This window comes from Longimicrobiales bacterium (assembly GCA_028823235.1).
Taxonomy (GTDB): domain Bacteria; phylum Gemmatimonadota; class Gemmatimonadetes; order Longimicrobiales; family Gaopeijiaceae; genus UBA2589.
Genome location: JAPKBW010000007.1, coordinates 131,238 through 147,011 on the forward strand (window position 1 = coordinate 131,238; position 15,774 = coordinate 147,011).

At 58.6% G+C, this 15,774-nt stretch carries 9 protein-coding genes and 1 pseudogene; all 10 read left to right on the plus strand.

Annotated elements, in window-relative coordinates; all coding sequences use genetic code 11:
- The first annotated feature begins 46 nt into the window (after positions 1-46).
- Positions 47-4,285, plus strand: coding sequence for a DNA-directed RNA polymerase subunit beta (gene rpoB, locus OSA81_06135; GenBank protein ID MDE0898576.1), 4,239 nt, complete (start codon positions 47-49; stop codon positions 4,283-4,285).
- Positions 4,286-8,461: pseudogene (gene rpoC, locus OSA81_06140) on the plus strand (DNA-directed RNA polymerase subunit beta').
- A gap of 226 nt (positions 8,462-8,687) precedes the next feature.
- The gene (gene udk, locus OSA81_06145; GenBank protein ID MDE0898577.1) at positions 8,688-9,314 is read left to right on the plus strand and encodes a uridine kinase; all 627 of its coding nucleotides are present in this window, start codon (positions 8,688-8,690) and stop codon (positions 9,312-9,314) included.
- A gap of 219 nt (positions 9,315-9,533) precedes the next feature.
- Positions 9,534-9,905, plus strand: a complete 372-nt coding sequence (gene rpsL, locus OSA81_06150; GenBank protein ID MDE0898578.1) for a 30S ribosomal protein S12 — start codon at positions 9,534-9,536, stop codon at positions 9,903-9,905.
- Between the two features lie 12 nt (positions 9,906-9,917).
- Positions 9,918-10,388 carry a 30S ribosomal protein S7 gene (gene rpsG / locus OSA81_06155; GenBank protein ID MDE0898579.1) on the plus strand — a complete coding sequence of 157 codons (471 nt, stop codon included), beginning with the start codon at positions 9,918-9,920 and terminating at the stop codon, positions 10,386-10,388.
- A gap of 217 nt (positions 10,389-10,605) precedes the next feature.
- A complete protein-coding gene (fusA, locus tag OSA81_06160; GenBank protein MDE0898580.1) occupies positions 10,606-12,708 on the plus strand; it encodes an elongation factor G in 2,103 nt (700 codons plus the stop codon).
- A 37-nt stretch (positions 12,709-12,745) separates the two neighbouring features.
- Positions 12,746-13,936, plus strand: coding sequence for an elongation factor Tu (tuf, locus tag OSA81_06165; protein MDE0898581.1), 1,191 nt, complete (start codon positions 12,746-12,748; stop codon positions 13,934-13,936).
- A 148-nt stretch (positions 13,937-14,084) separates the two neighbouring features.
- A complete protein-coding gene (gene rpsJ, locus OSA81_06170; GenBank protein ID MDE0898582.1) occupies positions 14,085-14,393 on the plus strand; it encodes a 30S ribosomal protein S10 in 309 nt (102 codons plus the stop codon).
- The gene (rplC, locus tag OSA81_06175) at positions 14,393-15,010 is read left to right on the plus strand and encodes a 50S ribosomal protein L3 (GenBank protein ID MDE0898583.1); all 618 of its coding nucleotides are present in this window, start codon (positions 14,393-14,395) and stop codon (positions 15,008-15,010) included. The genes rpsJ and rplC overlap by 1 nt, the downstream gene beginning before the upstream one ends.
- Before the next feature lie 5 nt (positions 15,011-15,015).
- Positions 15,016-15,774, plus strand: a 759-nt coding sequence (gene rplD / locus OSA81_06180) for a 50S ribosomal protein L4 (GenBank protein ID MDE0898584.1), incomplete at its 3' end; no start/stop codon positions are given.

Below are 15,774 nucleotides of genomic sequence, written 5' to 3' on the forward strand. Positions count from 1 at the left end.
ACTCGTCCGAATTCTCGGGCGGGTTCGTAAGGAAGGGGGACGCACGTTGGAACTGCGCAAAGACAACCGACCGATCTTGAACTTCGCAAAGCTCAAGTCCGTCATGCCGATGCCCAATCTGCTCGATGTTCAGCTTCGGTCGTTCGAGAAGCTGGTTGAGCCTGATCTACAGGATCAGTGGGACTTCGGTCTTGATCGGGTGTTCGGCGAGATATTTCCGATTGAGGACGTCAACGAGCACTTCTTGCTCGAGTACGTCTCCTCAGGGTTGGGTGAGCCGAAGTATTCCGTAGAGGAATGCATTGAGCGGGACATGACGTATTCTGCTCCGCTCAAGGCGACGCTTCGACTTATCATCTTCGAGCAGCCGGAAGTAGAAGAGCCGGAACTCAAGAAGAAGAAGAAAAAGAAGAAAAAGTCGATCCCGGTCGAAGATCGGGTCGTCCAGGACATCATCGAGAAGGAAGTCTATCTCGGTGACCTGCCTCTTCTTACGGAGCTGGGCACCTTTGTCGTCAACGGTGCTGAGCGCGTCGTGGTGAGTCAGCTGCATCGCTCCCCGGGCGTGGTCTTTGAAGAGAACATTCATCCCAACGGGACGAAGCTTTACAGCTCGCGGATCATCCCCTTCCGTGGATCCTGGGTCGAGTTCACACTCGACATCAACGATGTGTGCTACGTGCACATTGACAAGAAGAAGAAGTTCCCGGCCACGGCCCTACTGCGTGCCCTGGGATACAGCAGCGACGCCGACATTTTCAACCTCTACTACAGAGTAGAGACGATTAAGCTCGGCAAGCTGACCGACGAGAAGAAAGTAGAGATTGAAGGCAAGGTGATCGCCGAGGAATTCGTCGATCCCGAGACCGGCGAGATCCTCATCGAAAACGGTGAGGAAATCGAAGAAGAGGTCATCGAGATTCTTGAGCGTTTGGGCGTGAAGAAACTCAAGATATACGTCAGTGATCGTGACGCGCTCCGCGGTGAGAGCCCCATGATCAAGAACACGATCAAGAAGGACCCGACCGATAACGAGGCGGAGGCGCTGCACGCCATCTACTCGCTGCTTCGTCCGGGCGATGCGCCGAACATCGAGACCGCCCGCGAGGCGCTCGAGCGCGTGTTTTTCAACCCGAAGCGTTACGATCTCGGCCGTGTCGGTCGTTACAAGATCAATCAGCGTTTGGGTCTCGACACACCGCGCAATCAGACCGTCCTGACCAAGACTGACTTCGTTCGAATCATTGGGAATCTGATCGAACTGAACGAGGGTCGCGGGTTCACAGACGACATCGACCATCTGGGCAACCGCCGGGTGCGCACGGTGGGTGAGTTGATCGCCAACCAGTTCAGCGTCGGCCTGAGCCGTATGGCGCGTTTGGTGAAGGAGCGCATGTCGATCAACAACGATCCTGAAAAGATCAATATCGACGACCTGGTCAACGCGCGGACGGTGTCCGCGGTGATCCAGGCGTTCTTCGGATCCAGTCAGCTCAGCCAGTTCATGGATCAGACCAATCCGTTGGCTGAGATGACGCACAAGCGTCGCCTCTCCGCCCTCGGACCGGGTGGCCTGACACGTGAGCGTGCCGGCTTCGAAGTCCGCGATGTGCACTATTCGCACTACGGCCGCATGTGTCCGATCGAGACGCCTGAGGGTCCGAACATCGGACTCATTACGTCCCTGACGACCCATGCGCGAATCAATGATCTCGGATTCGTTGAGACCCCGTACCGGAAGGTGAAGAAGGGCAAGGTCACGACCGAGATCGAGTGGCTTTCAGCGAACGAAGAAGAAGAGGCACATATTGCCCAGGCCAACGCCCCCGTCGACGACAAGGGCAACTTCGAGAACGAATACGTTCTATGTCGGGCACGTGGTGACTTCCCGCTCCTTAAGCCTGAAGCCATCGAATACATGGACGTCGCGCCCGCCCAGTTGGTCTCCGTGGCAGCGGCGTTGATTCCGTTCCTCGAGCACGATGACGCCAACCGCGCGCTCATGGGTTCGAACATGCAGCGCCAGGCCGTTCCTCTTCTGTATCCCGATGCTCCGCTGGTCGGTACGGGCCTTGAAGCAAAGGTCGCCTCCGATTCGGGTGCCGTGATTTCGGCACTCCGAGGGGGAACCGTGGCCCATGTGACTGCGGACGAGATCGTTGTCGATACTGGCACGGTCGTGCTTGACGGAAAAGAAGAACCGCTCGCGAAGTTGTCGCAGTACGATCGCTATCGTCTCCGAAAATACTGGAGGACAAACCAGAACACCGCGATCAATCAGCGCCCGTTGGTGAAGATAGGAGAGGATATCCAACCGGGTGACGTGATTGCCGACGGACCCAGCACAGACTCAGGAGAACTCGCGCTCGGTCGCAATCTGCTCGTCGCGTTTATGCCTTGGTATGGCTCGAATTTTGAGGATGCCATCGTCCTCAGTGAAAAACTCGTGAAGGAAGATGTCTTCACCTCGATCCACATTCAGGAGCTAGAACTCCATGTCCGCGACACCAAGCGTGGCATGGAGGAGATCACCCGAGAGATCCCGAACGTGGCGGAAGAGAGCCTCGCGGATCTGGACGAGCGCGGAATTATCCGCGTCGGAGCTCGGGTGAAGGCCGCTGACATCCTGGTGGGAAAAATCACGCCCAAGGGCGAGACGGAGCTTTCTCCGGAAGAGAAGCTCCTGACCGCGATCTTCGGTGAGAAGGCGAAAGACGTGAAGGACTCGTCGCTGCGCGTGCCTCCTGGCATGACAGGGACAATCATCGACGTGAAGATCTTCTCGCGACGGATCGACGATCCACTTCTCGAGAAGGAACACGGTGCTAAAATCGGTGACCTCCGCGCCCTCGAGCGTGAAGAGATTCAGCGGATCAACGCAGCGCGGGACGATGAACTGCGTGCATCGCTGGCCCGCCAGACAGTCGCCCTGATGTTGAAGAAGGGTACGGTCGAACCGATCATGGACGAGGGCACGAAGCTCTCCAAGGACGCCATCGGCGGCATCGTGTTCCGGAAGGTCGATCTCTCGACTTTCAAGGTCCAGAACAAGGCAGCGAGCGAACGGGTGCGTCGCGTCATCGACGAAGCCTCCGGGCGCGTGCTGCGGGTGAAGGAGAAGACTGAGGAGCAGATTGACAAGGTCTTCCAACCGGATGAACTGCCTCCGGGCGTCGTTCAGCTGGTGAAGGTCTACGTGGCCGAAAAGCGCAAAATCTCGGTCGGGGACAAGATGGCGGGACGCCACGGAAACAAGGGCATCATCGCCCGGATCGTGCCAGAAGAGGAGATGCCGTTCCTCCCCGATGGCACTCCCGTGGACATCGTTCTCAATCCGCTTGGCGTGCCGTCACGAATGAACGTCGGTCAAGTCTTGGAGACACACCTCGGGTGGGTCGGCCGGACCCTCGGTTTCGAGGCTAAGACTCCGGTCTTCCAAGGTGCAACGGAGAATGAGGTCGGCGCCCTGCTCAAGCTGGCTGGCCTTAAGTGGGTCGATCAGTCATTGGGTCTCAAGGCAAAATCGCCGACTGGACTCGGTGACATCGAGTCCATGACCCGCATCGCGAGTCAGCTTCCGGTAATCATGGCCGGGGGGGATGGCGATGAGAGCGGCGATAGCCGACACACCCACGGAATCGGCCAGTCGCTCGATGCCTACCTCGGTATCAAGCTCGCCAAGAAGGACGAGAAGTTCTTCGGGAAGCTCATCAAATTCGTACTCGACGCCGCAGAGGAACTTGCTGCGCGGTCTGATAAGAAAGTGAGCGACTTATTTCCGGCGATCCAAAAGCTGAAGGGTCGGGCCACGGTGAAGTCCGGCCTTGATGACGCGGTCGCTGAATTGCTAGAGCACGCTGAGATTTTCGCCAACGGAAAGATCTGGCTGAGGGATGGACGGAGTGGTCGACGCTTCGACTTCCCGGTCACAGTTGGTGCGATCTACATGCTCAAGCTGAGCCATCTCGTGGACGACAAGATCCACGCGCGGTCGATCGGGCCATACTCGCTCGTGACGCAGCAGCCGCTGGCTGGTAAGGCCCAGTTCGGTGGGCAGCGCTTTGGTGAGATGGAGGTGTGGGCACTTGAGGCATACGGTGCCGCGCACACACTCCAGGAGATTCTCACCGTGAAGTCGGACGACGTGCAGGGTCGCTCGAAGGTCTATGAGGCCATCGTGAAGGGTGACAACCTGCCGAAACCGGGCATTCCGGAGTCGTTCAACGTACTCGTGAAGGAACTACAGGCTCTCGGCCTGAGCGTAACGCTCGGGGAGGAAGAGTAAATGATCGATTTCCCCAGGACCGGCGAGCAGCGCACGTCGGACTTTGAATTCATTCAGGTGAAGCTTGCTTCACCCGATGAGATCCGCTCATGGTCCTTCGGCGAGGTAATCAAGCCGGAGACGATCAACTACCGTTCCTTCAAGCCGGAGCGGGATGGGCTCTTTTGTGAGCGTATCTTTGGGCCGGTGAAGGATTGGGAGTGCCACTGCGGAAAGTTCAAACGCATTCGCTTCCGCGGGCACGTCTGCGACCGGTGCGGCGTCGAAGTCACGCTGTCCAAGGTCCGCCGCGAACGCATGGGACACATTGAGCTGGCTGTGCCAGTTGCGCACATCTGGTTCTTCAAGACGCTCCCGAGTCAGTTGGGTTACCTGCTCGGCATGACACTGCGTGACCTCGAGAAGGTCATCTACTACGCAGCGTATGTCGTTACGAACCCCGGCAAACAGGAAGTCGAGTTCCAGCAGCTGCTGGATGAAGACGAGTTTTACGACCTGCGTGTGAAGGCCCGTGAAGAGGGTGATGAGCGGTTCAAGGCAGAGATCGGTGCCGAAGCCGCACGCACCCTCCTCCGGATGCTCGACGACCCGGATAAGAAGAAGATCAAGGATCGCAATGCGGATGGTCGCGGGCTCGACCGTCTTGCGGAGTGGCTCCGGCACGAGATCCTCCACGAGACCTCCCAGCACCGTAAGAAAAAGAAGTTAAAGAGGCTGAAGGTCGTGGATGCGCTCCGTACGTCGGGCGACACACCCGATAAGCGTAATAAGCCCGAGTGGATGATTCTGGATGTGGTTCCGGTCATTCCGCCGGATTTGCGTCCGCTAGTGCCGCTCGATGGTGGTCGTTTCGCGACGTCTGATCTGAACGATCTGTATCGTCGGGTCATCAACCGGAACAACCGCCTTAAGAAACTCATCGACATGCGCGCCCCGGAGGTCATTCTCCGCAACGAGAAGCGCATGTTGCAGGAGGCTGTTGACGCACTCTTCGACAACGGACGTCGGTCGAAGGCGATCCGTGGTCGAGGGAAACGCCCACTCAAGTCTCTCAGCGACATGCTGAAGGGCAAGCAGGGTCGTTTCCGGCAAAACCTGCTCGGAAAGCGTGTCGACTACTCCGGACGTTCGGTAATTGTCGTCGGCCCGGAACTAAAGCTGCATCAGTGCGGGTTGCCCAAGGCCATGGCGGTCGAACTGTTCAAGCCGTTCATCATCCATGAGCTTGAAAAGCGCGGTGAAGCCGAGACGGTGAAGCGCGCCAAAAAGATCGTAGAGCAGAATGACCCGAAGGTGTACGAGGTCCTCGAAGACATCATCAAGGACCACCCGGTTCTGTTGAACCGGGCGCCGACGCTCCACCGACTCGGTATCCAGGCTTTCGAGCCGGTACTGGTTGAGGGTAAGGCGATCCGCGTGCATCCGCTCGTATGTGCGGCGTTCAACGCCGACTTCGACGGTGATCAGATGGCGGTTCACCTGCCGCTGTCGTTTGAAGCGCAGCTCGAGGCTCGTGTCCTCATGCTTTCCTCAAACAACATCCTGTTGCCGTCGAACGGTCGACCGGTCGCGGCGCCGACGCAGGACATAGTCATCGGGTCCTACTATCTGACCGCCCCGGGACTTCGGATCACAGGCCTAGAGCGGACTTTCAACGACTCGAGCGTCGCGAAGGCTCGTAAGGAGAAGGCCGACAAGGAACTCAACGAGATCTTTAAGGACGGACCTCGTTACTCCTCTTACGCCGATGTCGAGATGGCGTTGGCCAGTGAGATGGTGGTGTTTCAGACGCCCTGCTGGTATTGGGTGTCGAAAGATTTCGGAGGACCTGAGGGTCGGGACGCTCGATGGGAGCGTACGACGGTCGGTCGCGTCCTCTTCAACTCGATCGTTCCCGTTGAACTCGGCTTCCTGAACCGCACGTTCGGGAAGAAAGAGCTTGGCGATCTGGTGTTCGAGTGCTTCACGGAGACCGGCATGGGCCGGACCAGCGAGTTCCTGGACGCGATCAAAGATTTTGGGTTCCGGTATGCCACGATGGGTGGCATCAGCGTCGGGATCGAAGATCTCGAAGTGCCACATGAGAAGCGTGAGATCCTCGCTGAGGCTGACGAGCAGATAGCGCGCTTCCAGAAGGCTTACGCGAGTGGCTTCATCTCGAACGGCGAGCGTTACAACAAGGTCATCGATACCTGGACCCACGCGAACAACGATGTAGCGGACGCGATGGTGCGCCACCTGGAGCACTCACACGACGGCTTCAACCCGGTGTACATGATGATGGCATCCGGTGCCCGTGGTAATCGGGACCAGATGCGTCAGTTGGCGGGCATGCGCGGCCTGATGGCCAAGCCTCAGAAGAAGCTCACTGGTGGTATCGGTGAGATCATCGAGAGTCCGATCAAATCCAACTTCCGCGAAGGACTCACTGTAGTGGAGTACTTCATCTCCACTCATGGCGCGCGGAAGGGCTTGGCCGATACAGCACTTAAGACGGCAGATGCTGGATACCTGACACGTCGTCTCGTCGACGTCGCGCAGGATATGACGATCACGACCGAGGATTGTGGGACGATCCTCGGACTCGAGATGACTGCGCTGAAGGAAGGCGAAGACATCATTGAGCCGCTCGCTGATCGAATCGTAGGTAATGTGGCGCTGGATGATGTTTACGACCCGATCGATGGTGAGCTCATCGTCGAGGCTTCTGCGCTGATCCTAGAAGACCAGGCTGACGCGATCGAGGAGGCAGGATTGCAAATGGTCCGCATCCGCTCCGTGCTCACGTGTGAAGCAACGCGTGGACTGTGCCAGATGTGTTATGGCCGAAATCTCGCGACCATGAAGAAGGTCGATGAGGGCGAGGCCGTTGGTATTCTGGCCGCGCAGTCCATCGGTGAACCGGGTACGCAGCTCACGTTGCGGACGTTCCACATCGGTGGTACCGCATCACGTATTGCTGCGCAGACACAGCGGAAGTCGAAAATCGACGGCCACGCCGCACTTGATCGTGTGACGATCGTGGAGACACCGGACGCGACACGGATCGTGACCTCAAGAGAAGGTGAGATCCTGCTCAAGACCCCGGCGGGAGCCGTACGGAGTCGCTTGGCGGTTCCGTATGGTGCGAAGTTGTCGATTGCGGAGGGTCAGCACATCAAGGCCGGCGACCTGTTGTTTAGCTGGGATCCGTACTCGGAGCCTATGGTGGCTGACTCGAAGGGTGTTATCGAGTTCCACGACGTCGTAGAAGACATGACGATGCGGGAGGAACTGGATGAGTCTACCGGGCGTCGTCAGATGACGATCATCGAAGATCGGGAGAAGAAGCTCCACCCGATGATCATCATTAAGAAACCTGGAAAGAAGGACGAAAAGCTGCGCGAGTTCATCGTTCCGGTGGGAGCGCAGCTCACGGTCCAAAATGGCGCTGAGGTCGAACTCGGTGACACCATCGCGAAGATCAGTCGCGAGGTATACAAGACGAGTGACATTACCGGGGGTCTTCCGCGAGTTGCCGAGCTCTTTGAGGCACGTCGGCCGAAGGATCCGGCGGTCATCACGGAGATCGATGGTGAGATCAGCTTCGGAGATATCAAGCGTGGTAAGCGCCAGATCCACGTGACGCCCGATCAGGGAGAGCAGCGGACCTACGACGTCCCAGTCGGGAAGCACATGCGAGTCCACACAGGCGATGTCGTGCGAGCTGGTGACCGTATCTCTGAGGGGCCGGTTAACCCTCACGACATCTTGGCCATTAAGGGACCAAGGGCGGTGCAAGAGTACCTGCTGAACGAAATTCAGGAGGTCTACCGGCTCCAGGGCGTGAAGATCAACGACAAGCACATCGGGGTGATAGTTCGCCAGATGCTGCAGAAAGTCCGTGTGATGCATGCTGGTGACACGTCGCTGCTCGAAGGTGAGAACGTGGATCGCACTGCGTTCCGGCGCGTGAATACGGCTGCGATTTCCGACGGCAAGCAGCCGGCACGTAGTGAGCCACTTCTACTGGGAATCACGAAGGCCAGTCTCACCACCGAATCCTTTATATCGGCTGCTTCCTTCCAGGAGACCACCCGGGTGCTCACCGATGCTGCAGTCCGCGGCGCGCGTGATGAACTGAGGGGCCTGAAGGAGAACATCATCATCGGTCACCTGATTCCGGCGGGAACCGGTATCCACCGATTCCAAAACGTCGAATTCATGGTCGAGCAGTCGTTCTACGATGAAGAGATCGTTCCGCTTTCCGAAGCTGGAGAGTTGGCTGGTCTCGGGGCTGATGGCGAGGAGATCGCGAAGCTTTAGTCGGGAACTGCCCTGCGGGGCGTTGGAAAAAGACCCGGGTCGCTGTTGCGGCTCGGGTCTTTTTATCTTGGGTATCCAGGTGATGGAGCGGAGGGACATGGTACAGCGGTCGATCGTGGTGGGAATCGCAGGGGGGAGCGCCTCGGGGAAGTCGACCGTGGTGAGGGAGCTGGTGCGCTTGCTGTTGCCTAATGAGACGTCAGTGCTGTCGCACGACGCATACTATCATGACCTGTCTTATATGCCGCTCGAGCAGCGCATCGAGGTCAATGTCGATCACCCCGACAGCCTTGAGACATTACTCCTTAATGAGCACGTTGGCAGTCTCCTTGCCGGGCGATCAATTGAGGTGCCATCCTATGACTACGTCTCTCAGACACGGTCACAACCTGGCGTTCACATTACTCCGGCTCCGGTAGTGATTATCGAAGGGCTCTTGGTACTCGGCGACCCGGCGCTCCGCGCACTCATGGACCTAGCAGTATTCGTGGATGCCTCCGAGGCCGTCCGTCTCCAGCGGCGCATCGCTCGTGACGTCCTTGAGAGGGGCCGGAGCGAGTCGGAGGTTGTTGAACAACACCACGCACGGGTTCAGCCGATGCATGACGAGTTCGTCGAACCAAGCCGCCGGTCTGCCGACTTGGTGGTGCCCGAGGGGGGGCACAATCAGGCCGCTGTCGAAGCTCTCGCCGGTCAGGTAAGGGCCCTCCTTCACGGGGCTTGAAGATGCCGCACCGAACCAAGTGAACGGTCCGAGAATCGCAGAGTTGAGCTTCTCTGAGTAGTGCGCAATTACGGGGTCAAGACCCGTTGACACTCCCGATACCCGTTTCTATCTTTCCCTGCTAGGTCGGAAAGGCGCCCGTAACATCATTGGCAGCCAACACGACGCGCCCCGGTTGGGCGCGTTTTTCTTTCAAGGTTTGGAGCGGTAAGAGGCTACATGCCGACAATCACTCAGCTCGTGCGAAAGGGCCGCAAGGCCCAGGCGAAGAAGAACAAGGCGCCTGCCCTTCAGCGAAGTCCGCAGAAGCGCGGCGTCTGCACGCGTGTGTATACGACGACACCGAAGAAGCCGAACTCGGCACTTCGCAAGGTCGCCCGTGTGCGACTCACCAACGGCTTCGAAGTCACGGCCTACATCGGCGGAGAGGGACACAATCTCCAAGAGCACTCGATTGTGCTCATCCGCGGTGGTCGTGTGAAGGATCTTCCTGGTGTACGCTACCACGTCATCCGCGGCACGCTCGACGCCTCGGGGGTTGAGGCTCGTCGGCAGGGCCGCTCCAAGTACGGGGCCAAACGGCCCAAGTAAGGCGATACATAAATGAGCCGTCGTTCCCGTGCCGTAAGGCGAGAGACCCCACCGGATCCGAAATTCGAATCCCGGTCAGTCACAAAGTTCATCAACAACTTGATGGTGGACGGAAAGAAGTCGATCGCGGAGAAGATATTCTATGACGCGATGGATCTCATGGAAGCCCGTTCTGGCCAGTCGGGTGTCGAGCTCTTTGAGCAGGCACTCGTCAACGCCAAGCCGGCCCTTGAGGTAAAAAGTCGGCGAGTCGGTGGTGCGACCTATCAGGTTCCGATCGAGGTTCGCCCTGATCGTCGGACCGCATTGGCGAGCCGTTGGCTAATTAGCTATGCGCGAAATCGTTCGGAGAAGAGCATGTCCGAACGGCTCGCAGGCGAACTTCTCGCCGCCAGTCGTGGCGAGGGTGGTACAATCAAGAAGAAAGATGACACCCACCGGATGGCCGAGGCCAACAAGGCCTTCGCCCACTACCGTTGGTAGTCGCGCAGGACTAGTAGGGCAGGACCGAAGCTCCCGACGCAGGTGGGGGCCACGAACAAAAGAGACGCGATGGCCCCCGGATCGCCGACGGGCCCTCTCCAGACCAGGGAGCGCGGATAGCCGAGGCCCGAAAGGGCCTAGGTGCAGAAAGCCACGCTCCTTTTTTCATGCCGCTTGCGGCTTGGACAAACTGAGGATTAGAAGAAGGACCATATAGATGCCTAGGGTTACACCACTTCCGCGCCTCCGAAATATCGGAATCATGGCGCACATTGATGCCGGTAAGACCACCACGACTGAGCGCGTGCTGTTCTACACTGGCCGCGTCCATCGTGTCGGTGAGGTTCACGACGGTGCCGCGACGATGGATTGGATGGAGCAGGAGCAGGAGCGGGGCATCACCATTACCTCCGCCGCCACGACCGCTCACTGGACCCGTTTCGATGTAGAGCACCGCATCAACATCATCGACACGCCCGGGCACGTTGATTTCACCGCCGAAGTCGAGCGTTCACTTCGCGTACTGGACGGTGCAGTCGCGGTGTTCTGCGCGGTTGGTGGTGTCGAGCCCCAGTCGGAAACGGTCTGGCGCCAAGCCGATCGCTACGAGGTCCCGCGCATCGCCTTCGTTAACAAGATGGACCGCATCGGTGCCGACTTCATGAACGTCGTCGACATGATGAAGGACCGCCTTGGTGCGAACGCGCATCCCGTTCAGTTCCCCCTCGGAGAGGGCGAACTGTTCACGGGTATGGTGGACATCATTGAGCGTAAGGCGATCATCTTCGAAGATGAGATGGGCTCGGACATTACAGTGGGTGAGGTCCCGGCCAGTCTCAAGGATCAGATCGAGGAGCTTCGCAGCACTTTATTAGAGGCCGTCGTCGAGCATGATGACGTGCTTATTGAGAAGTACCTGGCGGGCGAAGAGCTCACGGTTGAGGAATTCCGCTCTGCGGTTCGTTCTGCGACCAATAAGGGTGTGGTTTTCCCTGTGTTCTGCGGCTCGGCCTTTAAGAACAAGGGTGTCCAGGCGCTTTTGGATGGTGTGATCGATTACCTGCCGTCGCCGGTCGACGTCGAGTCGATCGAAGGACACTTGCCACAGCAGGACGAGACTGTTGAGACTCGTGAGGCGAGCGATGACGCCCCGTTCTCAGCTCTCGCATTCAAGATTGCTACGGACCCCTACGTCGGTAAGTTGACGTTCTTCCGCGTATATTCCGGTTCGCTTCCTTCGGGCAGCTACGTATACAACGCGACGAAGGGGAAGCGGGAGCGTGTGGGTCGCATCCTGCAGATGCACGCGAACAAGCGGGATGAGCTCGACGAGGTGTTCGCAGGAGATATTGCGGCGGCCATTGGCCTTAAGGATGTGAAGACCGGGGATACACTCTGCATTGAGAGCGCGCCGATCATTCTCGAGGCCATGAACTTCCCTGAGCCCGTCATTGCGGTTGCGATCGAGCCTAAGACGAAGGTCGACCAAGACAAGCTGACGAATGGCCTGATCAAGCTGGCCGACGAAGATCCAACGTTCCGCGTCTTTACCGACCCGGAAACGAATCAGGTGATTATCTCGGGGATGGGCGAGCTGCACCTCGAGATCATCGTCGATCGACTCAAGCGTGAGTTTGGTGTCGAGGCCGGCGTTGGCCGTCCTCAGGTCGCCTACCGTGAGACGATTCGAAATCGCGCAGAGAAAGTCCAAGCGAAGTTTGTTCGCCAGACCGGTGGTCGCGGACAGTACGGCCACGTGGTCATCAATATTGAGCCTGGCGATACGGGCAGCGGGTTCACCTTTGATGACAAGATCGTTGGTGGTGCTATCCCGCGTGAGTACATCAGTTCTGTCGAGGCCGGTCTTCGCGAGGCGCTCGATACGGGTATTCTTGCTGGATTTCCGGTGATCGATGTTAAGGTCGAATTGATCGATGGTTCTTACCACGACGTCGACTCAAATGAAATGGCGTTCAAGATTGCCGGTTCGATGGCCATGAAAGAGGGTCTGCGGAAGGCCAAGGCCGTCCTGCTCGAGCCAATCATGGACGTCGAAGTCGTGACGCCGTCCGATTACATGGGCGACATCATTGGTGACCTTTCGTCACGTCGAGGAAAGATCGGCGGCATGACTGAGCGGGCGGGTGCTCGTGTGATCGGTGCCTCGGTGCCGCTCGGCGAGATGTTCGGCTACTCGACGACGCTCCGATCCTTGAGCCAAGGACGGTCCGTCTTTACGATGCAGTTCGCACAGTACGAAGAGGTCCCCAAGTCGAAAGCCGAAGAGATTATGTCGGCTACCGGCGGCGGTTCCGACTGATAACAACACCCTAGACTGAGCTAGAAGAGGGCGAGCGATGGGCAAGGAAAAGTTCGAGCGGTCTAAGCCGCATGTGAACGTGGGAACGATTGGCCACGTAGATCACGGTAAGACGACGCTGACAGCGGCGATCACGTTGACGCAGGCCAACAAGTTTGGCGGCGACGCAGTGGCGTTCGAGAACATTGATAAGGCACCCGAAGAGCGCGAGCGTGGGATCACGATCGCGACTGCCCACGTGGAGTATGAGACGGCAAACCGTCACTACGCACACGTGGACTGTCCCGGGCATGCCGACTACGTGAAGAACATGATCACGGGCGCGGCGCAGATGGACGGCGGGATTCTGGTGGTAAGTGCGGCGGACGGCCCGATGCCTCAGACGCGCGAGCACATTCTGCTTGCCCGTCAGGTGAACGTGCCGTTCATGGTCGTGTTCATGAACAAAGTGGATATGGTCGACGACGAAGAGCTACTTGAGCTGGTGGAACTCGAGGTACGCGAGCTGCTGAGCGAGTACGATTTCCCGGGCGACGACATTCCTGTGATCCAGGGTTCGGCGCTGAAGGCTCTTGAGGCTGGTGGTGAGGGTCCGGATGCGGATTGCATTCAGGAGTTGATGGATGCGATCGACACGTACATTCCGCAGCCGGAGCGGGATATCGACAAGCCGTTCCTGATGCCGGTAGAGGACGTGTTTAGCATCACGGGCCGCGGCACGGTAGCGACGGGTCGTATCGAGCGTGGGATCGTGAAGCAGGGTGAAGAGGTCGAGATCATCGGCATGGGCGAAGACCGCACCACGGTGGTGACGGGTGTGGAGATGTTCCGAAAGCTTCTGGACGAAGGCCGAGCAGGCGACAACGCGGGCCTTCTGCTGCGTGGTATCGGCAAAGAAGAGGTCCAGCGCGGCCAGGTTTTGGCGAAGAAGGGCTCGATCACGCCTCACACGAAGTTCATGGCTGAGGTTTACGTTCTGACGAAAGAAGAGGGTGGGCGTCACACGCCGTTCTTTAACGGTTATCGTCCGCAGTTCTATTTTCGCACGACGGATGTGACGGGAGCAGCACAGTTGCCTGAGGGCGTCGAGATGGTGATGCCGGGCGACAACGTGCAGATGGAAGTGGAGTTGATCACGCCGATCGCGATGGATCCCGAGCTTCGGTTCGCGATCCGCGAGGGTGGACGCACGGTCGGCGCCGGTGTTGTAACTGAAATCCTTGAGTAGTTGAGATCCGGGGGGCAATTCCCTTGACTTCTTTTGTGCGACGCGGCACCAGCCGAATGTTGCTTAGAGGGGTTCCAGGGACTGAACCCCGGGCTACCAGCGCGGACGCGGGCACAGTGCCTGATCCACGCGACAGGTGAGAAAACGAATGTCAGACAGAATCAGAATTCGACTTAAGGCGTTCGACCACTGGGTGGTCGATCAGACGGCGGCGGACATCGTCCGTACCGCGCAGAAGACGGGGGCGTCTGTACGTGGACCGATCCCGCTTCCGACGCGGCGCGAGCGTTGGACTGTTCTCCGTGGGCCACATATCGACAAGAAGAGCCGTGAACAGTTCGAGTTGCGCACTCACAAGCGACTCATCGATATCGTGGATAGCCGCCCCCAGACGATCGACGCGTTGACCAAGCTGGATCTGCCAGCCGGTGTCGACGTTGAGATCAAAGTCGACTGATGGCCGGGTTGATCGGAAAAAAGGTCGGGATGACCCGAATCTTCAATGATGCGGGGGTGCAGATCCCCGTTACCGTCATTGAGGCCGGGCCGTGCCCTGTCGTTAGCGTGCGTTCGCAGGACCAGGATGGCTACCAAGCTGTTCAGCTCGGGTACGGTGCGCAAAAAGAAAAGCGCACTAGTGGTGCGGAGATGGGGCATGCGGCTAAGGCCGGCCTCGAGGCCGCCCCGCGCCTGATGCGAGAGTTCCGCACGGAAAACGGCGATGATTATGTAGTGGGCCAGGAGCTCACTGTCGAATTGTTTGAGGCCGGGGACCGGATTAAGGTCACAGGTCGCTCCAAGGGTAAAGGATTCCAGGGTGTGGTTAAGCGCTATGGATTCGCGGGTCGGCCGGCATCACACGGTCACCCGATGTCCCGTACCCCGGGTTCGCTCGGGCCGGGAACAGATCCCTCTCGCGTCATCAAGGGCAAGAAAATGCCTGGACGCATGGGCGGGGAACGCACGACAATCCGGAATTTGCAGATCGTCCGCGTCGATGGCGCGCGCAATCTGTTGTTCGTGAAGGGCGGTGTTCCGGGCGCCCGTGACAGTTACGTCCTGATCTCGAAGTAAGGCCAATGTTTAAGGCACGCACCTACAAAGCCGACGGCAAGAAGGGGAAGGCGCAGTCTTTGCCTGACTCCATCTTCGACGGCGTCGTGAATGAGGGGGCCATGCACCAAGTGGTGAAGGTCTACCTTTCTAACCAACGCCAAGGCACATCGGCTGCGAAAACCCGCTCTGAGGTTCGGGGTGGGAGTCGCAAGCCATGGCGCCAGAAGGGCACCGGTCGGGCCCGTGCGGGAACGACTCGTGCCTCGCAGTGGGTAGGCGGTGGTGTTGCGTTCCCGCCCATCCCCCACTCGTGGCGGAAGGGACTCCCCAAGAAATTGCGGAACCTGGCTCGTCGTTCGGCCCTCAACGATCGCGCCGAGCACGATCGCGTAGTCGTCGCAGAGCTTCCCTCCATGGACGCTCCGAAGACCCAGGCATTGCTCGGTTTCGTCGGCGCGCTCGCACTGGAGGGGAAGACGCTGATTCTTACGAACGGTAAGAACGACAATATCTATTTGTCGTCGCGGAACCTGGACAAGGTTTCGGTTCTGCGCTTTGGCGACGAATCGGTGTACGACGTTCTGTGGGCTAACACAGTGGTCATCGAGAAGGGCTCATTCGCCGCCGTGGCACCCGCGGAGGAGGAGGTGGCTGCAAAGCCCGAGGCCGAGAAAAAGGTCGCTCCCAAGAAGAAGGCCGCTCCGAAGAAGGATGCCGCCCTGAAGAAGGATGCCGCCCCGAAGAAGAAGGCCGCCCTGAAGAAGGATGCCGCCCCGAAGAAG

Excerpts from the sequence above, each read along its gene's own strand:
- udk (MDE0898577.1), top strand. The coding sequence starts at position 8,688 with ATGGTACAGCGGTCGATCGTGGTGGGAATCGCAGGGGGGAGCGCCTCG.
- rpsL (MDE0898578.1), top strand. The coding sequence starts at position 9,534 with ATGCCGACAATCACTCAGCTCGTGCGAAAGGGCCGCAAGGCCCAGGCG.
- rpsG (MDE0898579.1), top strand. The coding sequence starts at position 9,918 with ATGAGCCGTCGTTCCCGTGCCGTAAGGCGAGAGACCCCACCGGATCCG.
- fusA (MDE0898580.1), top strand. The coding sequence starts at position 10,606 with ATGCCTAGGGTTACACCACTTCCGCGCCTCCGAAATATCGGAATCATG.
- tuf (MDE0898581.1), top strand. The coding sequence starts at position 12,746 with ATGGGCAAGGAAAAGTTCGAGCGGTCTAAGCCGCATGTGAACGTGGGA.
- rpsJ (MDE0898582.1), top strand. The coding sequence starts at position 14,085 with ATGTCAGACAGAATCAGAATTCGACTTAAGGCGTTCGACCACTGGGTG.
- rplC (MDE0898583.1), top strand. The coding sequence starts at position 14,393 with ATGGCCGGGTTGATCGGAAAAAAGGTCGGGATGACCCGAATCTTCAAT.